Consider the following 20,724-nt stretch of genomic DNA (forward strand, 5'->3'; position numbering starts at 1 on the left):
ACACATCACGCTAATATGTAGCTCGTGGAAGTTGTACGGTGAAGACCGTCTTTTTAAAAGGTCTACTGTGAAGATGGATCTCTCCACCTAATTGTTCAACCAATCTTTTCGTTATGGTGAGACCCAATCCACTTCCCTGAAAGGATTTATTCCTTGAGTCTTCGAGCGTGTACATTCTTTCAAAAACAAGATCATGATGTTGCTCGTTAATGCCTTTCCCTTGATCCCACACATCCATATATACATAGGATTCGTCACTTCTTAACGTAATACCAATGACCTTACCATCGGCTCCGTATCGGATCGCGTTATCCATTAAGTTATTCAGTATGCGTTCCAAGGCTTCTTCATTGGCATAGGCATATATCGGAGCTTCTGGTATTTCAATCGTGGGCTGAAGATGGTTCGATTGGATCACATCATAGAATGAAAGGATGCTATTCTTACACACCCCATTCATGTTCACACGCGTTACAACAATTTCCTGATCGTCCGACTCTAGCTTAGCCAAATCAAAAAAAGCATGAATCAACTTGACGATCTCTAGCGTCTTTTGATGGAGCATCTTTAATAGCCGTTCTTGTTCTTCTTTATCTAAGTTAGGGTCATGTAGGATCATCTCGATCGTTCCGAGAACGACGGTTAATGGGGTCTTTAGATCGTGGGACACATTGGCAAGCATCCGTCTCATTACCATTTCAGTTCGTGTAAAATGCGCTGTTAACTCTTGATTAGCATCTAGTAACAAATTCATCGCTGTCAATAGGGATTGAATGCTTACGTCATCCGTTACTCTCATGAGCTTCTCTGAAGACTTATTCTCCACAATAGACATTAATTTGTTATAGCAATATTTCAGATCTTCTGTTCTTCTCTGTGCAGATATATACTGAACCATCACGACTATACTCAATACAAGAATGATACTAACCCATAGAATCGTCACACTAAAACTCCCCTAGTCTATAACCGATTCCCCACAGGGTCTTAATATACTGAGGTTCTGAAGGGTTGTCCTCAATCTTTTCTCTCAATCTTCTCATATGTACATTAATGATGTTCTCATCTCCATAATAGGGTTCATCCCACACCGACTGGTAGATATGTTCTTTGGTGAATACCTTTTTGGGATGAGTCATTAACAGCTTAAGTATTTGTAGCTCCTTAGAAGTTAACTTTACTTCTTTCCCATTCTTACTAATGGTTAGGTTGTCCATATCCATCGTTAACTCATGAATCTCGACGATGCTGGCTCTATCATCAACCTGGACATTCACGTGATAACTTGCTCTTCGAAGGGCCGCCTTCACTCTAGCAGAAAGTTCTATCATAGAGAACGGCTTAGCAATATAGTCATCCGCCCCGAAACCAAGCCCTAATGCTTTGTCCACTTCACCATCTTTAGCAGATACAATCAGAATCGGGATCAGACTCTTCTCTCTAATGATTCTTAAGAAATCCATACCACTGAGCTTCGGAAGCATCAGATCTAGAAGAATCAAATCAAATGATTCTTGGGTGAATCTCCGAACCGCCTCTTCACCGTCTTTCGCATGGACAACGGAGAATCCCTCCTTTTCTAAGTAACTTACTACCATTTCAGCTATTGAAGGCTCGTCTTCTACGAGTAATATTGTTCCTGACATCTCATCTCCACCTATCTATCACGAGTTATATTCATGATTGTATCTTACTTCCAACACATTATCATATAATAAATGGGAATGGAGTAATGCACAAAAAGAAGTAACAAAAAAATAAATCCCTATCATACTTATTCCAAGTCCTTCATATTGTCCTACTAATAAACCAACCGGGACTAAAACTGTCACTGTATATATGAACCCAAATTCCAAACCACCACTCTCCTTATTTCGCAATATTAGCATCATATTATATTTTATGGAAATTAATAACTTTAAAATTCACTACCCAAGTATTATGCCATCTAAAAGAATGATTTCTCCATTTACTGGTTACATTTGGAAGCTTATAATTAGACCCATGTACACTTATGATGGGGGAATATTTATGAAGCTGAAGATGGTATTCTCAATGGGGTAGAAAAGAGTCAACAGACAGCTCCATTCTCTGGCAACGGATATGTCACTGGCTTCGATCAACCTGAGGATGCATTATCCATGAAGATTCATGCTCCTGTAGAGGGAATGTATCAGTTGTGGATCGGCTATAACGGGCCCAATGGGGACAAGCAAAGTACGGTTTCACTAAACGACCAACCTTTTGGTGATGTAACATTTGCACCCACGACGGGATTTACGGAAATGAAGTATGGCAGAGTTAAATTAGAGGAAGGAGATAATGTATTCACATTATCGACTGGCTGGGGATGGTATGATATTGATTACGTCAAAATCCAAAAGGCTCCTTCTAAACCAGAGCACCAAGTCAAGAATACGCTTGTTAATCCCAACGCTTCTGTAGAAGCCCTTACATTACATCAATTTTTACTAGATAACTATGGCAAGAATATATTATCCGGGCAGCAGAACCTTATAGATGCTCTAGAACTCAAAGCTGAATATGGTAAACTGCCTGCTGTGGTCGGATTCGATCTTATCGAATACTCTCCTACTCGAGTAGCTCATGGGTCTAAGTCGAAAGAAATTGAGAACATCCTACAATGGGATGATCTCGGAGGAATATCGACACTCGCATGGCATTGGAATGCACCTAAGGATCTGATCAATACAGATGAACTACCTTGGTATAAGGGTTTCTATACCGAAGGTACGACATTTGATATTGAACAAGCATTGGCTAATCCAGAGTCTGAGGAATACAAGCTCATTCTAAGCGACATCGATGCTATTGCAATACAGTTGAAGCGTCTTCAAGATGCCAATATCCCTATCCTTTGGAGACCCTTACATGAAGCTGAGGGAGGATGGTTCTGGTGGGGTGCCAAAGGTCCCGAACCTGCAAAGAAGCTATATCGCCTTCTTTATGACCGACTAACCAACGTTCATCACATCAATAACCTAATCTGGATTTGGAATTCCGAATCCCCTGAATGGTATCCTGGAGATAATGTAGTCGATATTATCTGTGTTGATTCTTACCCATCGGCAGGAGATTATAGTCCGATGAACCATCGTTACGATCATCTTGTGGAACTTGTGCAAGACCGTAAGCTAGTCGCTTTAACCGAAAACGGACCGATACCAGATCCTGATCTTCTACAAGAATATCAGACGAATTGGAGCTGGTTCTGTACGTGGAATGGGGAATTCATTAAAGACGGTATGCAGAACAGTAAAGAACATATCCAGCAGGTATATGATCATCCATATGTAATCACACTTGACGAGCTACCCGATCTACACACATACGGGATTAAATAGCAGATTATACTATATTTACCTATTGATCGGATATATCTTATTGACCAGTATATATTAAGTCTATATAATTCATATATACTTAATATAGTAATCATGGGGGTCTTGAGTTGAAGCCACATAACACTACGATCCGTTCAGAAATAGAAGAATACATAAGACAATCAGGAATGAACCGACAATCGTTCTCCGAAGCTGCCGGCATGAATCAACGTATATTAAGTGCTATATTAAATAGGAACTCTCCTAAGCCTATATCCTTAGAACAGCTAGATCTTATTACTACTGGTATGGGACTCTCAGAAGGACACTTATACGAATTATATATAGATGAGTGCTTCGGAACTACTGCTGCGAATTGGGATCTTCTACGCCCCTTTCTAATTCGCAGCGCAGAACTAAAGCGTCATGATTGTATTCGCAAAGTCCTAACTTCTCTTGTTGAAGATTCAGATCAGACAACCGAAATATTTGATACAGCCGAATTCCTATTAGAACAAGGCTCGCAGGATGCTGCTGCAATCATGTATGAAAGAGTTATAGAAACTGAGGAATTAAATCATTCAGAACGCTTAGCGATTAGTTACTATAGACTCTTTCAGATCTATAGACAAGATGGACATAAGAGCTTCATGATTGCGATGCAATTCATCCCGTATCGGCACCGATTGCCAGATGACTATGCGCTTGATGGGCTATTGATGTTAACTCAACTGTTTGCAGTTAAACAAAAGTGGGATGATGTCGAGAATTATGCTAAAGAACTGAGTCAATTAGCTGAAGAAATCTACCTAAAGCATCAGCAGTGGAAAGATCCTGAATTCAATCCTGCTCGTCCTCTAGTATATTACTATGGACAAGGCCATTTGTTTAAAGCGGGTTCTTATGAGCATCGTGGGATGTTCGAAGAATCGAAGAAATGGATTCCAAAATATGCTGATATAAACTGGCTTCAAGGGTTAGATGAGTCAGGAACCATGGAAATAGAACAATTTAATATGTTTGCTAAAGCTAACTTATTATCCATCGAAATTAAACAAGGAAATCTAACAAGGGTTGTAGAATACGTGAATTTCCTCAAACAACAGCCTAATGAAATTGTATATGGTTTGACTACTTTACTTGAATCCGCCAATCGAGTTAACTTTTTAGTTGACGAATATCTCGATATATTTACAGATCAAATTGCACAATATCGAATTGATCACAAAGAGGGTTGGAGTTATGAATCCACTTCATATTACTATAAGGAACCTTTTTACACTTATCGTTATCACGTGTTTTTCCAAACATATGCTTTATACTGTTTTAGAAAAGGGCTTCATCGAGAAGGTCTAGAAAATGTCTTACAGAGCTTTAGACTTTCATTCACTATAAATAGTAAAGATGGTATGGTTAGCTCTATGACATTATTTGAAGTGTACCGTCAGCACGCAACTCAAGAGCAACAATTTGTTTATTCTGGAATATGTAAGGAGGTGTGGGAACATGAAGAAAATCTTCGTCCGTATGGCGACGCAATTTATGATGGTTAGTCTTCTAAGCGCTGGTGTAATATCATTATTCTCTCACGGTATGGGAGTATAAACAAAACAAGAGCTGCCTGGGAGAAGTCTTTAAAGACTTCTCCCAGGCAGCTCTCTTTTATTCACCAAATAGATTGTTTATTTATTCACCCAAATCCACTTTCTTCGAATCCTTCTGCCCTTCTGTTGTCGTAACCGTAATCGGCGACCATTCAGCAATAACGGTCTGTCCATGTACAGATACACTGCCTTCAGGCGATAAATCCTTCTCTGTCATCATCCCAAGCGCAATCGTGAACTGATTTAACTTGATTGGAATATTCTTTTCACGTCTGATCTCAACACCATTTACATAGAAGACTGCTTCATCTTGAGCACGGTTATACGTTATTTTATAGGTGTTAAATTCTCTTGGTTTGAAGTTCGTATCTTCTTTAAATATGCAGAAGTACCGTGTCTTATCAGATTGAGGTACCTGAACGCCTGGAAAAGGAAGAATTCCATAGACGCTTGCATACTTATCATTTCCAGCAAAGAAATCAAGCGCTGCACCCGTTGTGAAGTCTAGCAAATTCAAAGACACATACCCATCATACAAGTCCCCAGGAGCTGTATTCTGTGTGCGTGCACGGATCTGTAGTTCAAAACTCACTTCCCCCGCTTCAGGTACTTCCACCGGTTCTACAGAATAATACATATGCTTCGCATTATCCAGTATCTGAATATGATCATTCTTCCGACTTAACGTAGCACGTGCATAAAGAATCCCATTGCGCACGATCACAACCGCATCTGGCTCACGATACTCCCAGTACGTTCCATCAGGAAGTGGGAATCCACCTATTTTCCACACTTCACCTTCTGCTAAGATAGTATGAAAGTCACCAATCACTCGTTGTTGTTCCATCTCAAATCCCTCTTTCCTTCTATATATAAGTATTTCTATCTACTCTAAATTAACCCTTCAATAATCATGATCACGATGAGTACCGCTCCAAAACGCATAGTAGCTTGTAAAGACCCTCCCATTAGAGGTAAATAAGCTTGAGAACTATTGTGCTCCTTCAATCTTCCATATACACGGTATAATGGAATTAATGCTAAACATGCGATCAGTCCATAGTAAGGTAATATCCCTACAATCGTACATATGAAGAGTGATATCGCCGCAAGATACAGTAGCACTTTCGAGAATCGGAGCGCTCGTGCTTCGCCCCATACGACAATTAGCGTTTTCTTGCCTGCTTGAAGGTCTAATTTCCAATGTAAGAAATGATGGTTGAACAGAATAAGCGTCGTAAGAAGTCCGATTGGCAACGATAATAGAAGCGCGCGAACATCCATATGGGCTGTTTGCACATAATAAGCACCCATCACAGGCAACACACCGAACGAAAGTAGGATAGCAACTTCGCCCAATCCTTTTCCACGATATCCAAGCTTCAGAGGTGGTGCTACATAGAAAAATGCGATTGCCCCACCCAGCAGGCCGAGGACAAATGCCCACCAACCACTAAAGAAACTTAATATTATTCCACAAGAAATAGCGACACCGAATAACATCCATGTCACGATCGTATACGTCCGCACACTCCATATGCCCTTCGTCAAATATCCAGAGTGGCTAGTTATAGCATCGACCTCTTCTTCGTTAACGGAATCGGCCCCATTCTTATAATCCCATAAATCATTGATCATATTGGAGAATAGATGCGCAAGCGCTGCACCTATAAGTGTTAACACAAATAGTCCAACATGAAATACACCATCCCATACCAATGCTGCTAATGCACCTAACGCAACAGGAATAAGCATAACCATAATGATCGAAGCTCGCGATGCCTTCAGAAACTGTCTAAATTTGTCCAATCCTTATGTCCCCTCCTTCTCTGCCGAAATATAAGGAATAGAGTATCAACTGAAACTTGTACTCCCTTATATTTAAATAAAGCCTGCAAATGAGATTGCAGACGGTTGTTCAAGCTCTTCATTTTAAGAATATCACATTTCGCCGGTTATTGTCATGAATAGGGGTTCTGAACCATTGGGAGTAATTTCTCGTATTTACTAAAGCCTTTCACTTCACCCATAAAGCTATATCCATACCGGGGATAATAGCTGTTCAATATGTCATTATTGGCTATACAGTCCAGTCGAATTCGATCCTTGCCTTTGAAATGAATGTCGCTTTCCACCCAACGGAGGATTTCTTCCCCCAGACCCTTGCCAGCATAACCACGGTTAACAGCGAGTCTATGTAAATATACAGCCGAATCAAGTTGCTCGTCATTCTCACCCCACAACTCTTCATCCCATTGGCTAGCCCGCTTCTTTAGAATTACGGTACCTACACATAAACCATTCTCTTTAAAAATAAACACTTCTCCACGTGAAATGGAGCCGATCATATCATGGCTATCTTCCCCTTCCAATAGGCCAGCCCATTGAGTAGATCCTTTGCTATGCAACCATCGTGCTATGTTCAAGAGTATATCCATGATATCCTGTTCATCATCTACATTCGCTTGATATGCTCGTACTCGCTCATTTACATATTCATTCATTAGGGGAGTTTCCATTTATGTTCCTCCATATTCACTAGATTAGGACAACTTCTTAAATTTAATATACCATAAACCCACTGGTTGCTGTCTAGATAAACATGAAAAATCACCCCCTTGAATCATGAGAACATGATTCAGGAAGGTGACTGTTCGAATCCTACTCTTACAGTTTATTCATATCATAGCGCTAGATTATAGGAGGAACGATTTCGATATAATTACCAATAAAATAAATAAGACAAGAATTGCACTCGTTGATGTTCCAATGCCCCCGAAACCACCAAAAGCTCCACTCATAAGTCATTCCTCCTCAATTTTAAGGTACAATCTAGTTTATGTTTCTTACGAGTAATGGAGCGGGTTATCTGGCATTAAAAAAGCGCTTGTCTCTTGTCGCTTATTCTTATCTTTTATCCGAAATCACAAGAAAGAATGTTGCGAGTGGACCACATACTAAAGAGAGCAAGAACCAGTTGAGTCCAGACCTATTTTTACCTTGTGCAATTCCTGCGTTAATTAGTGCAAGCGTCCCCCACCCGACAAAATATCCGTTATCCAACGCAAATCACCCCTTCGTCAGTTATAGAGGTTTATACGTATCCCAAGTGATTTCGTCACAAAAGACAGAAAAAGGCTCCGCAATTGTTGCAGAGCCTTCATAAATTATTTACTTACCTTATATCCATAGGGCTTTAGAGATAATGACCAATAGTATAAACAATACTAGAATTGCACCTGTCGATCCACCTAATCCACCGATCCCACATCCAGCGACATTTCCAACAGGACCAATCGGACCAACAGGACCACCGCAACCATATCCACCAACAACTTCACCCATGAGTAATTCCTCCCTTTTTGTGAGTACACCCTATCTTATGTTCGATGTTCATTATGGAGAGGGCTAATAGGTAAAGAAATGTATGTTGGAATGATGATCTACCTTTGCCAGGTGGGGAACATACGTCCTTACCTTAATTATTGTTCCATAATATTATATTTCGCTTGCCAACCTAATAGTTGTTTCGCCTTCTCACTAGATAGTAACGTCACTCTACCCTCAAGTGGCGCACGTATATCAGTCACTCCTGGCAAGTAACGATTAACTAACTGCTGTGTAGGTTGATCAGAAGATATATCATCGGCAGCGAGATTCAAGGCAACCGCTCCGAGTCCATCTGTCTCAATGGCTAGACGGCAAGCAGAAGCTACGTCCCTCGCATCGATGTAACTCCATAGAATACGCAGTCTGTCCTCAGGTTGATCAAAACGTGCCTTCACATCTGCATACCGTTCAGGTACTAGGATATTACCCAGACGGAAGCTAACCACCTGCATTCCGGTACGACGATTGAACGCCTCTGCCGTCACCTCATTCACAATTTTGGATAACCCATAACTATCTTCCGGTAATTGGGGATGCTCTTCATCCATCGGCAAATACTTCGGTTCAAAGAACTCACTAGCAAAACAAATTCCATAGGAAGATTCACTTGATGCAACCACTACTTTACCTATATTATAATTAGCCGCCGCTTCCATAATGTTGTATGCACTCATCACATTATTCCGATAACACACTTCATTAGTGTGCGTATAGGCTTGTGGAATTGCAGCAAAATGTACGATTCCTGCTACCTCTTGCCGATGTCCACCGGCATACTGAGAAAGAGCGTTATGAACTTGTCCCAAATCCGTTAGATCCGTAATGATCGTCCGGCATATTTGTTCATCAGGTGCTTTTATATCTAGATTGATAACTTCATAATTATGTTCTACAAAATGTTTCAATATCCATTTCCCTGCCAACCCGCTACCTCCGGTGACGATTACCCGTTGTTTACTCATGAAGAGCCTCCTTAGATTTGTAGATCATAGCTACTTTATATAATGTAGCGCTTACATGCATTCATTCTACCTACTGTTTAACAATCTGTAAACAACATAAGCGTATCAGAATCATATTTAACCCAACACCTACATGGCATTGGGTTTTCCATTTACGCAAATCATCATTATTCTTAAAAGTTGTATTCTGCTTCTTTGGATTCGCGAATTTTCTTATACGTTTCTGTTAACACAACCGTATCCTCAACTAGACGCTCAATCCGGAACAACACATCATCATTTACAATTTCTTTGCGAAGGAAGTTCTTCTCTTCAATAAATACATATGTTTGAACAATCTGTGCTTTCATATAAGCTAAAATAGGTTTTAAGTGTTGCTCTACAATTAAGTAATGCTTCGGCGATCCTGCTGTTACAAGCATACTCACGATTTTATCGCGAAAAGCATTAACTGGTAGTAAATCAAAGATGTTCTTTAACGTCGCAGGAATAGATGCCTGAAAAATAGGAGTTCCAATGATAATAGCATCTGCTTCCATGATCGCTTGTGTAACAAATCCTGTATCGCCTTCATATTCCAAGTAACTACGACCGTCACTAAATTGAACATCATAGTCAGCTAAGTCTATTAATGTAACCTTTGCATTAGGATATTTCTCAGTGATTGATGCTAAAGTATAGTTCATAGCGGTGCGTGTCTTTGAACCAACAATTGAACCTGATAACCCTACTATTTTCATATTAGATGGCTCCTACGTTTATTTTGCTGTATATTTTTTTATCGCCGGTAAAATTTCTGTTCCGATCAACTCAATATTTCTTATCAATTTATCAAATGATACGCCACCAAAATCCATCTGTGCAATATAGCGCTGATGACCAAATAGTTCATACTGATAGAGTATCTTCTCAATAATTTGCTGTGGGCTACCAATATTCATGACGTCGCGCGGATCCGCACCTTGTGCAAAATGCTGTTTCGGATAACCACGTCCGTTAATTAGCTGCATTCCTTGATTAATATAGGGATATGTCTCGCTTTGTGCCTGTTGTGTCGTCTCTGCAGCATAGAAGAATCCTGCAGTTGCTATTGGTAGTGACTTGGAATCAAAACCGCCCTGCTCGGCAGCTCCACGATAAGCATCAATAGATGTTTTGAAACTTGTAGCCGGTCCACCTAGGGTAGCTAGAAACATTGGAACTCCCGCATAACCTGCCTTAATCGCACTGGCAGGATGCCCCCCAACTGCACGCCAAATCGGTAATGAGCCGTTTCGCGGACGTGGAATAACCTTGGCGTTATTCAATGGGGCGCGGAATTCCCCACTCCAATTGACGGCTTCCTCTTCATTTATTTTCAATAATAAATCAAACTTCTCTTCGAACAATTCCTCGTAATCACGAACATTATATCCTAATAAATCAAAAAGCCCTATTCTCGAAGCACGACCGGCAATAATCTCAGTACGCCCTCTCGAAATTAAATCAATCGTTGCAAAATCCTCGTACACGCGAACAGGATCAGATGTACTAATAATTGTAGAAGAGCTGGCGATTTTAATTGTACTTGTTGCCTGAGCAATGGCTCCTAACACAACCGTGTGTGCCTGCGTTGCGAAATATTCCTGATGGCTTTCACCGACACTAAAAAAGTCAATGCCCGCTTGCTCCGCTAGCTTAGCTAAATCAATAATTTCATGTATGCGCTGCTCTGCAGAAATACGTTCTCCTGTAAGCGGATCAGGTATATGATCTCCAAGTGTATATAGCCCAAATTCTAGTCCCTTACTTTGGTCAATACGATATTTATCCACTTCTCTATCAACCTTTCTATATATCAGCATATACCAACGTCGCTGATACAACTGGTAACTTTTTTGTATAACTATCAAATTCCTTTATTTAATATTAGTATAAGTCTTAAGCGACATTAATATAAGTACGTACACGAAAGTGGTATAGTATACAAAAGGATACTGAGGAGTGGAATACGATGGACATGCAGCCGGAATTATGCCGTGTAGAAGATGCTTTAGGTATATTAGTAGGGAAATGGAAACCCATTATATTATTAATTCTATTGCAGGATGGCACACATAGATTCAGCGGACTAAAACGAAGAATACCAGGAATCACACAGAAGATGTTAACGAACCAGCTGCGCGAATTAGAGGAAGAGGATATTGTTACACGGAAAGTGTATGCTCAAGTGCCACCAAAGGTAGAGTATTCAATTACTGAATACGGAAAGGGCTTAGAACCCATTCTAGTCGCCATGCATGATTGGGGAACTGCGCATACATTGCATAAAATAGAGAAAGCACAACAACAATCCATCTCACAATAACTGAGATGGATTGTTGTTGCGTTATCATTTTTTCCATCGTAGTGGTAAATCCTTCAACATTAAGAATCGCATTCGTATCGAATAATGATGATATTGTCACAGTATATTTAAGTCATCTTACTCCTTAACACCACCTAGTTGAAGGCCGGCCACAAAGTATTTCTGCATAAATGGGTATACAACCAATATCGGTAGTGCAGCTACAATCGTGATCGCTGAACGAATAGAGATTGGGGTAATCATATTTCGCGCTGTATCTTGATCCATCCCTGCCGTCATCCCAGGATTACTATTCGAATTCATCGTTGATGACAATAACTTCATCAATTCATATTGTAATGTACTTAAATGCTGCTTGGATGATGCAAATAAGAACGTATCAAACCAAGAATTCCATTGACCTACAGCAACAAATAGAGCAATTGTAGCTAGTACTGGTTTACACAATGGGAGAACAATTTGCAGGAATATTCTAAAATCTCCAGCACCATCAATTTTAGCAGACTCAAACAAACTTTCTGATAGGGTTCGTATATAAGTTCGTATGACGATGAGATTAAATCCGCTAACAAGTCCCGGTATGATATATACATAGAAGGAATTCAGCATGTGTAAATCTTTAATCAAGAAATAATAGGGAATCAGTCCCGCATTGAAATACATCGTCATGACAACAATTATTGTAAATGACTTTCGGAAATAAAAGTCTGTCCGACTGAGTACGTACGCGAGCATCGACGTTAGCAGAACACTAAGGACCGTAGCAATGACCGTCCTTGCTACTGAAATCCAGAATGCATTCAGCACAGTTCCGGTGATAAATACCGCACGATAATTTTGCAATGTCCAAGATCTTGGCCATAAATAGATACCACCACGAACCGTATCGATTCCAGAATTGAAGGATACCGCAAGTGTATTTAAGAATGGATACAGCGTAATAACCGCTAATGAAAGCATAAATATCGTATTCAGAGTATGAAATACAACCGGTTCCCAATGACCCGACTGAGTTAATTTCCTTTTCACTGTAATAGACCTCCTCAGATCAATCTCTCTTCGCCAAGACGTTTGGCGATAGTATTCGCAGCAAAGATGAGGGTGATGCTGACGATGGTCTTAAATATTCCGGCAGCTGTTGCAAGTGAATAGTTACCTATTCGAAGCCCATATTTCAGTACGAAAATATCAATCGTCTCCGACCAATCTACGACAAGGCCATTACCTAGCAAATATTGAACCTCAAATCCAGCTTCCAAGATCCATCCCAAGTTCATAATTAATAGAATGATAATAATCGATTTAATACCCGGTATCGTTATATACATCATCTTCTGATAGCGATTCGCCCCATCGATATCCGCCGCCTCATAAAGTGCCGGACTTATTGAAGTAATCGCAGCCAGATAAATAATTGCGTTCCAACCGACTTCCTTCCATACATGAGATGCTCCCACAATGCCCCAGAAATACTTCCCTTCATTTAACCACATGATTGGATTATCAATAAACCCAATCTTTATTAGTAAGATATTCACAATTCCATCTTCAATAGCTAATGAATTGGCAACAAGACCCGTTACAATAATCCAGGAAAGAAAGTGTGGTAAGTATGAAATCGTCTGTACGGTCTTCTTGAAGTACTTGGATCTAATCTCATTGAGTAATATAGCGAACACGATAGCTGTCACGAAGCCTAAAATCATATTGATCGAACTCATGGCCAACGTGTTGCGAAGTACACGAAGAAATGTCTCATCTGTGAATAGAAAACGAAAATGCTTAAGACCTACCCAACTCTGATCTGCAAAGGCCTTTGCTGGCTTGAATTCTTGGAAAGCCATAGACCAGCCCCAAATGGGTATGTAGGAAAACAAAATAATGTAGAGCATGACCGGAACTGACATGAAAAGTAATTGTCTCTGATCACGAAATACTTTCCATCCCTTTGGCTTAGGATTTAATTTAGGGCTCCTCTTGGGGACTTTATTATGTTTTGACACGCGCAATTCAGTTTCAGACATGATCTGTCGCCCCTCCCATTCCTTTGAAAAAGGGAAGGTATGAAGCAGTTCGCATCATACCTTCCTCTTCAATATACTTCTTACTTACTCACTCCAATTATCAACACGCCACTTGATCTGTTCGTTCACTCGATCTTCATAGGCTTTAACATTCGCTTTGCCAAGTTCGCCTAAGTACTCATTCCAGACATTATCGAAATCAGCAGGCTTAGATAAAATAACCTTCGGCAAGAACTTCAATGAAATATCATTGATCTTCGTATCAGCTACGCTTGCGTCTGAACCTTCGACAAGGTCAATCTGCCATGCCGCGTAATGAATAGGATTCTCTGGCGGTGGTGCGAAGAATTCAGTCCACATACTATGCCCATATGCATCCAAGACTTCTTTGTCCAACGGTTTCAGGCCATCCGTAAATTCCTTAACTTGCGAACCAGCGGCATTCGCATTTCCATCACTGAACGAACCTTGGATCTTAGGCATATATTCCAATATATATTGTGCACGATTGGCAAGTCTCCATGCAGGATCTACCTGCTCATCACGCATTTCTTGAGTGCGGTAGTACATACCTTCTGCATCTACCAGATAATCTTCACCTTCTATACCCCATTGCAATGTCTTCTGCCATTCCTCATCCAGTAATGCATCTAATAATTTGATAATGCGAACGGGGTCCTTAGCATCCACACTAATTCCATAACCATTATTCAGGTTAATAGGCGGACGGTCACGGTACCAATCTGTAACATTAGCATCATAGACAAGAGGGATACCTACATAAGTACGATCATCTCTCTTTTGTGTAAGAAGAGAGTCTTCAGCAGGCTGGAAGTTCCAGTGCTGATCAAACATCCCAAGCACACGACCACTTGATAGTTTAGCTAGATATTGATCATAGTTCTGAGCAAACGCTTCTTTATCAATCATTCCTAGTGCATTGGCATCGCTTAACTTCTTGTAATAATCTTTCGCGATTTGTTTATCCGCGAAGATCTGTGCTACGTTGTTATCTACCGTCACGTTGCCATCATTCGGATAGCCAGCCAAATGCTGCGGTGCGTTCTTAAGTCCAAATGTACGCCAATCAAAGGCAAGGGTTGAGAATCCGATTGTCGGTTGTCCATCAATTTGCGGGTATTTTTCTTTGTATTGTTGAATAAGATCAAAGTATTCATCCAGCGTAGTTACTTTCGGATAACCGAATTCCTTGAGAACAGCCTTCTGAATCCAGAATGCTGGACCACCATACCACGTTTCATTAAATGCTCCAGTATAAACTCCGTAGTTAGGCAACCAATAAATATGCCCGTCGCTAGAGTCTTTCATCCTATTTAGATAAGGTCCGTAATGCTTCATCAAATTCGGAGCATGTTCTTCAAGTAAATCTTCTAAGGGAATGACTGCACCAGCAGCGACTAACTTCGTATCTGCTGTAATCAAATCCGGGTATTCACCCCCAGCAATCATCACGCCAAGCTTCTGCTCCCCATCACCGACGAGGAATTCCATTTCAAAGGTAGCACCAAGCTCTTCTTGGATTTTCTTATAAATTTTGTTACTCCCAGTTGCTACTTGGCCAGGAGCGCCATTATACACAGAGATCTTAATCGGATCTTGCTTAACAGTGTCTTCAGTGACCACACTTGGAGTTTTTGTATTGGTCTCTGTGTTGTTTTTTGTATTCGTTTCTGTATTCGACGTGTTGTTACTACAGCCCATCATGACGACACTGAATATCATCATACAAGTCAATACTGTCGCTAACGATTTCTTTCTCGTTACGCCCATTAACTAACCCCCTTCAAATAAGTTGTAAACGCTTACAGTTATTATTATAAATTAAATCTGCGCGTCTACAATTCTTAAATTAAAGGTCTACCCCCCACAAATATAAATCTTACAAGCAGAAATAGGTACATCAGACATCACCCGGCTTATGTCCCATCCTTCTCTCAAAATACTTTAGAAATTGTGAATAACTACCGTACCCAACTCTCTCGGAAATTTGGCTAGCCTTATGGTCCGTCTCCTTAAACATTCTCACCGCTTCATCAATCCGTAAGTTGTTCACGTACTCCTGAATGCCTATGCCATACCTGTCCTTAAATGCTTTGCCTAAATAGACTGGATGCAAGTAATATTGGTTAGCCAGATCCTTAATCGTTATAGGTTCCAAGTAATTCTCCGTTATATATATCTTAGCCTGTTCTAAAATACCCCCTGCTTTATAATCACGAATATCATTGAATCGTTGTTGAAATTCTCTACAATACTCCATCAGCCAATGCTTCATATCTTGTAAAGAATACGTGGGCTTAAGTAGATCGTGTAACGATAGCTGTTCATGCCCTTCGAAGGATTGCCCTAATTCCTGTAAAATGAGAAAACTCTGATACACAATATGATGTATAAACATAATAGTTATGGCTGGCGAGGTCCAATTAGATTGGAACTCATGGAATACTTCATCAATCTCTTTTTGTAATAGTGTAGGATTCGCACACTCCAACATATGCAGGATACTAGTCGATTTACTTAACATGGAAGGATCATAACGGATGCCATGATTCATGATATCTTCATAATATACAATAGGGTGTCCTTTCATGAAAAAGAGGTAGGCCGATGCTTGTAAGGCATCCTTATAGGATTCTCCAATCTTTCGCAAATCATCGGTCAATCGTCCGATAGACATACTGAATCTGACTCCAGTTTGTTCCTGAATGGATAGAAGTAGAGAATCCATCACCTGTCTAATATCTTCTGAAGCCTGAAGACCGTATATGATCCCGAAGGAGTATGTATCAGAATCAATCATAATGATCTGCTCCTGACCTTCTATACAACGCTTCACAGCCTCACGTAGACCCATACATGCAGTTACCTCAACTAGAAAACGAATGCAAAACCAACGGCTCGCATGACCAGATAGCAGGGCAAGCTCATTAAACTTATGATCATCCCTTTCATCAATATCACCGTTTACAAGGTCAGTTAAGTTTCGTTCTAACTGAGTTCGTTGTGCGAACTTCGCGATGTCGGATTGATCCTGCCGACGTTCCAATATGTCATACACTCCAGTTAGTAACTCCGTTGCTTCTGTATCCATGATAGGCTTCAGCAAATAATGATGGACACCATATGCAAGTGCCCGCCTCGTATATTCGAATTGGCTATATCCGCTAAGGACTATAAATATAATATCCTGTTTACCTTGGAGCTTGCTCTGCTCAATCAGATCGAGACCATTCATGATAGGCATTTCAATATCCGTAACGATAATATCAGGAGCATAATCCTCGATCGCTTGCAGCGCTTCTATCCCGTTCTCACAGACTCCGCAGATCTCAAACCCTAAGCTAGCCCAATCGATCATGATCATCAGGGCTTCGATGCCGAGAGGTTCATCATCGACTAATAATACTCTATACACGAGATCACCTTCCCTCTTGAGAAGAGTTTATATTTCTATCTATATCTGAACCCGCTCTTTGAATATGGCTTAATGGAATGGAGAATTCCACCTGAGTACCCCGACCCAACCGGCTCTCTATCCGAAAATCTACGTATCCATCGTAGTACAGTTCAAGCCTTTTATACACATTCCGGATTCCAACATGTGTACCAGAATAATCAGTTGCTCGGGTGGATTCAATGATCTCTTGTATTCTATTCTCATCCATTCCCATTCCGTTATCCCCTACAGATACGACAAGTTTCCCTTCCGTAACTTGAGCAGTAATATGAATGTTACGAATCCCCCTAGTCGCCTGAAATCCATGCTTACATGCATTCTCTACTAGTGGTTGGATGCTCATCTTAGGTATTGTGTAGAGTAATACAGACTCATCAATAGTCAACGTGTAATCGAATCGCTCCCTAAAGCGAAACTTCTCGATTTGCAAATACATTTCAGTGAAATGCACTTCTTCTTGCAGTGTTACAAGATCATCTGTCCAACTTAACAATCGACGTAAAATCAAAGATAGATTCTTAATAATGTCCGTAATCTGGGTATATTCGTTCTTCGTACTGACTACCAGCATGGCATTTAAAGTATTAAACAGAAAGTGTGGGTTCAACTGGCTCTGTAAGAAATTCAACTCCGCACGAACCCGTTCAAGCTCTAAATCCTTCTTCTGAATCTCTAATTTATATACATCATTAATAAGCGAATTGATCATGCCAGTCATCAGATTATAACTTTGGATCAATCCACCGATCTCATCCTTTCCTTCCGTTAGAAGAAGCGGATCAAATCGTCCACTTCTTACCTTTTTCATCTGCCTAGACAGCCTATTCATCCGGTAATGATAGGATCTTAATATAATAACGATTAATACAGTAGGTATGAATGTGCTAACAATCATTAAAGCAATCGTAAATCTTTGTGATTGTGTAACCCCATCTGAAACTTCATTGTGATTTGATATCCCTATTAATTTCCATCCTCTCATATAATTAGCACTTCCTAAGGCTCTTTCGAAGTGAACAGTCTCATCACCTAGATCATCCATTAGTGGCTGCATCTCAGGGGAGCCTGTACTATCCATTTGTCGACTGCTCATCACGATACGGTCGTTATTATCTACCAATCGAAACTCCAGATAATCTCGCTCACTATTCAGGATATCGTTCATTTTATCCATACTAAGATCTATCTTTAAATATTTATCATACGTTCGAAGTTCCAAGAAATAATCTAGTCTATATATAATACTAATGCGTCTGGCAGGTTTATTCGGGAATAGTGATGCTTGATTGGTATAGGCGTATACCATCACTTGATCCGTAGAGGATTGAAGCTTCTTGTACCACGATGTTTCTCTCAGCTGTTTATCTAAATAGAAATACTCTCCGCCACTTGCAATTGTATCGTTATTCGTATAAATGCCCAATTCCAGTAGATTAGGGTGGACCGGCAGATGTACTTTCAGTTTGTTCCGTAAGATAGTGTCATTAGCCTGATAAAATTCCAGGGGACTCTCATAAGTCCGATCCATCGCCTCGTACAATGCTCGATCAGTAGATATCGTGTAACTTAGTCCGACCAACTCTTCGATCGTCCTTGTCACTTCCACCGTTGCCCGGTTCATTGAGATTGCAATGTTCTCTTGTTCACGGATTCGAATATTCTGGGATACTTGATTATTAAAGAATAGATTGATCGCTATAATCGGAATAAGTACGCATAGTAAGTAAATCAATAGAAATTTATACTTCAATGGAATATCATTAATGATATTATTAAATCCCTTAATAGACTGATTCGCCACCCGATCTACCCCCTGAGATACTTGCGCTCATGAATTATTCTTCTTATAAATAGAAGGGATGCAATCCGTTAGCCCTTTAAATTTTTCTACAAAATATTCCGTATCGGAGTAGCCAACTTTCTTCGCGATATATTCTATCTTCAGATCCGTCCTGCGCAATAACTTCTTCGCCTCTTCAATTCTTAAATGATGGATATAGACATTGAAGGTCATTCCCTTATTCTTCTTGAAATATTGACCAAGGTAAACTGGATTCATGTTGAACTGATCGGCTAGGTCTTGAAGCTTTAGTTTCTGATTATAATTCTCCTTCACATATTCTATGAGTTCGTACAACGGATCTGAGCCGAATTTCTCCTTCTTTAATTCCTGTAGCTTAGAAACTGTTGCGATACACATATCCACAAGATATCTTCTCAGTTCCGTAATATGAACGGGTCCTTCCACATGAATCGAAGACACACCGACAGGAATATCCACGCCATCATTCCATTGCAACATCGTGTCAATCAACTGCGATCTGATCATCATGATATAGTTCAAAATATCCTGGTAATCTACCCTCATCTTGCTGAACTCTACAAAGATCAAGCTGATCTGCCCTGTAAGTTCGCCAATAAATCCACGCTTCACTAAATCAATTAGAATTTCGATATGTTTATTCAGTGTATCGCTAAATAACGTGCTTTTGATTTGAGGTACAAAGAAGAATACTCCTGCCTTGCTCATCGAAATTCTAAACACCCTAGCGTGTAAAGCCTGTTTGTATAATTCATGCAACTCACTTATCCCATACCCTTGTCCACTTATATAGAATGAGATATCCAGTTGATAACTGGATCTTACCCATGTGGCGAACTTAGATAAATGACTTTCCAAAGTTCTTCGAATCGTTGGACCATCGACAAGCAGGATACCAATGCGACCCTCTGGTTCATTAAACAATGAACAACTACACCAAGACATTATTGTTGTGCTGAGTTGTTCACCAATCTGTTCCATAACCGATTTAGAGATAACCCTGACGGGGGCATGCTCATCCATCTCAAGCTCCACCAATAAGATTCTAAAGGAGGTAGGTTTCTTTAATCCGAGCCACTCCGATACATGCGGAGTGATCTCATCTATATTTTCTCCACGGATCCATTTGGAGATTGTGGAGACTAATGTCATCTTTCTGTTCTCAACATCCTTACATTGCTGTTTCCGTTCTTCCGCTATTTCTTGGCTCAGCTTGTATAGAACCTCTTCCACTTCTTCTGTAATAATAGGTTTCTGTATGTAATTATTCACCTTATACCGGATCGCAGTCTGTACGTACACGAAATCGGCATGAGCGCTCAATATAACAAATTTAGGCCTGTAATTGGACTCCGCCAGTGTTCTGCGAATCAGTGACAGACCATTCATGTAAGGCATGTCGATATCCGTAATGACCAGATCTGGCTCTATTCTTCTCATGATCTCATAAGCTTCTTCCCCATCCGCCGCTTCTCCGCACAGCTCGAACCCATACTTCGCCCAATCTATCATTAATCTTAATCCTTCAAGGACATAAGGTTCATCATCAACAATAAGGACTTTATTCATTCTGCTCCTCCTTCAAGCCCGAGATAATCAGATCATTTCGCCTTACATGTAAGCGTTAACATTATTCTACACTAGAACCTCATCTTCACGAAACAATAATAACCAAACAGAGACGGTTAGCGTCCTTTCTCAAGGGCGACATCCGTCTCTGTCGAAATATAAGGAATAGAGTTTCAAGTGAATC

The 20,724-nt window shown here is 40.3% G+C and carries 20 protein-coding genes; 3 read left to right on the forward strand and 17 right to left on the reverse strand.

All coding sequences use genetic code 11. The features are described from left to right. Positions 1–10: 10 nt before the first annotated feature. Positions 11–946 carry a sensor histidine kinase gene (locus ACP8HI_RS17435; protein WP_438347458.1) on the reverse strand — a complete coding sequence of 312 codons (936 nt, stop codon included), beginning with the start codon at positions 944–946 and terminating at the stop codon, positions 11–13. A 1-nt stretch (position 947) separates the two neighbouring features. Continuing rightward, the gene (locus ACP8HI_RS17440; RefSeq protein WP_438347459.1) at positions 948–1,646 is read right to left on the reverse strand and encodes a response regulator transcription factor; all 699 of its coding nucleotides are present in this window, start codon (positions 1,644–1,646) and stop codon (positions 948–950) included. 381 nt (positions 1,647–2,027) lie between these two features. On the opposite strand from ACP8HI_RS17440, the gene ACP8HI_RS17445 reads away from it, so the two are divergent. Beyond that, complete coding sequence (locus ACP8HI_RS17445) at positions 2,028–3,365, forward strand: glycosyl hydrolase (RefSeq protein ID WP_438351879.1); 1,338 nt, start codon at positions 2,028–2,030, stop codon at positions 3,363–3,365. Between the two features lie 107 nt (positions 3,366–3,472). After that, complete coding sequence (locus tag ACP8HI_RS17450; protein ID WP_438347460.1) at positions 3,473–4,897, forward strand: helix-turn-helix domain-containing protein; 1,425 nt, start codon at positions 3,473–3,475, stop codon at positions 4,895–4,897. Between the two features lie 133 nt (positions 4,898–5,030). Here ACP8HI_RS17450 and ACP8HI_RS17455 read toward each other — a convergent pair whose 3' ends face one another. The 9 genes from ACP8HI_RS17455 to ACP8HI_RS17495 form a co-directional block, all read right to left on the reverse strand. Next, the gene (locus tag ACP8HI_RS17455; RefSeq protein ID WP_438347461.1) at positions 5,031–5,795 is read right to left on the reverse strand and encodes a DUF6081 family protein; all 765 of its coding nucleotides are present in this window, start codon (positions 5,793–5,795) and stop codon (positions 5,031–5,033) included. 44 nt (positions 5,796–5,839) lie between these two features. Then, complete coding sequence (locus ACP8HI_RS17460; RefSeq protein ID WP_438347462.1) at positions 5,840–6,757, reverse strand: prenyltransferase; 918 nt, start codon at positions 6,755–6,757, stop codon at positions 5,840–5,842. A 152-nt stretch (positions 6,758–6,909) separates the two neighbouring features. Beyond that, complete coding sequence (locus ACP8HI_RS17465; protein WP_438347463.1) at positions 6,910–7,467, reverse strand: GNAT family N-acetyltransferase; 558 nt, start codon at positions 7,465–7,467, stop codon at positions 6,910–6,912. Positions 7,468–7,644: 177 nt separating this feature from the next. After that, positions 7,645–7,749, reverse strand: coding sequence for a YjcZ family sporulation protein (locus ACP8HI_RS17470; RefSeq protein WP_438347464.1), 105 nt, complete (start codon positions 7,747–7,749; stop codon positions 7,645–7,647). A gap of 106 nt (positions 7,750–7,855) precedes the next feature. Beyond that, on the reverse strand, positions 7,856–8,011 hold the full coding sequence (locus ACP8HI_RS17475) for a hypothetical protein (protein WP_438347465.1): 156 nt from the start codon (positions 8,009–8,011) through the stop codon (positions 7,856–7,858). Positions 8,012–8,128: 117 nt separating this feature from the next. Further along, positions 8,129–8,293, reverse strand: a complete 165-nt coding sequence (locus ACP8HI_RS17480) for a hypothetical protein (RefSeq protein ID WP_438347466.1) — start codon at positions 8,291–8,293, stop codon at positions 8,129–8,131. A gap of 137 nt (positions 8,294–8,430) precedes the next feature. Continuing rightward, a complete protein-coding gene (locus ACP8HI_RS17485; RefSeq protein WP_438347467.1) occupies positions 8,431–9,300 on the reverse strand; it encodes an NAD-dependent epimerase/dehydratase family protein in 870 nt (289 codons plus the stop codon). A 173-nt stretch (positions 9,301–9,473) separates the two neighbouring features. Then, positions 9,474–10,040: an NADPH-dependent FMN reductase gene (locus ACP8HI_RS17490; protein WP_438347468.1), complete on the reverse strand. Its 567-nt coding sequence runs from the start codon at positions 10,038–10,040 to the stop codon at positions 9,474–9,476. A gap of 18 nt (positions 10,041–10,058) precedes the next feature. Then, a complete protein-coding gene (locus ACP8HI_RS17495) occupies positions 10,059–11,114 on the reverse strand; it encodes an LLM class flavin-dependent oxidoreductase (RefSeq protein WP_438351880.1) in 1,056 nt (351 codons plus the stop codon). Positions 11,115–11,293: 179 nt separating this feature from the next. Here ACP8HI_RS17495 and ACP8HI_RS17500 point away from each other — a divergent pair, with 179 nt between their 5' ends. Continuing rightward, the gene (locus ACP8HI_RS17500; protein WP_438347469.1) at positions 11,294–11,647 is read left to right on the forward strand and encodes a winged helix-turn-helix transcriptional regulator; all 354 of its coding nucleotides are present in this window, start codon (positions 11,294–11,296) and stop codon (positions 11,645–11,647) included. A 117-nt stretch (positions 11,648–11,764) separates the two neighbouring features. On the opposite strand, the gene ACP8HI_RS17505 is transcribed toward ACP8HI_RS17500, so the two are convergent. The 6 genes from ACP8HI_RS17505 to ACP8HI_RS17530 form a co-directional block, all read right to left on the reverse strand. Beyond that, positions 11,765–12,607, reverse strand: coding sequence for a carbohydrate ABC transporter permease (locus ACP8HI_RS17505; RefSeq protein ID WP_438351881.1), 843 nt, complete (start codon positions 12,605–12,607; stop codon positions 11,765–11,767). A gap of 83 nt (positions 12,608–12,690) precedes the next feature. Then, a complete protein-coding gene (locus ACP8HI_RS17510) occupies positions 12,691–13,671 on the reverse strand; it encodes an ABC transporter permease (RefSeq protein WP_438347470.1) in 981 nt (326 codons plus the stop codon). Positions 13,672–13,755: 84 nt separating this feature from the next. Next, a complete protein-coding gene (locus tag ACP8HI_RS17515) occupies positions 13,756–15,462 on the reverse strand; it encodes an ABC transporter substrate-binding protein (protein ID WP_438347471.1) in 1,707 nt (568 codons plus the stop codon). Between the two features lie 130 nt (positions 15,463–15,592). Continuing rightward, on the reverse strand, positions 15,593–17,107 hold the full coding sequence (locus ACP8HI_RS17520) for a response regulator (RefSeq protein WP_438347472.1): 1,515 nt from the start codon (positions 17,105–17,107) through the stop codon (positions 15,593–15,595). A 4-nt stretch (positions 17,108–17,111) separates the two neighbouring features. Continuing rightward, positions 17,112–18,950: a sensor histidine kinase gene (locus tag ACP8HI_RS17525; protein WP_438347473.1), complete on the reverse strand. Its 1,839-nt coding sequence runs from the start codon at positions 18,948–18,950 to the stop codon at positions 17,112–17,114. Between the two features lie 27 nt (positions 18,951–18,977). Beyond that, positions 18,978–20,540: a response regulator transcription factor gene (locus tag ACP8HI_RS17530; protein ID WP_438347474.1), complete on the reverse strand. Its 1,563-nt coding sequence runs from the start codon at positions 20,538–20,540 to the stop codon at positions 18,978–18,980. Positions 20,541–20,724 lie beyond the last annotated feature (184 nt).

The sequence above is a fragment of the Paenibacillus sp. FA6 genome, assembly GCF_051550225.1.
Taxonomy (GTDB): domain Bacteria; phylum Bacillota; class Bacilli; order Paenibacillales; family Paenibacillaceae; genus Paenibacillus_AQ.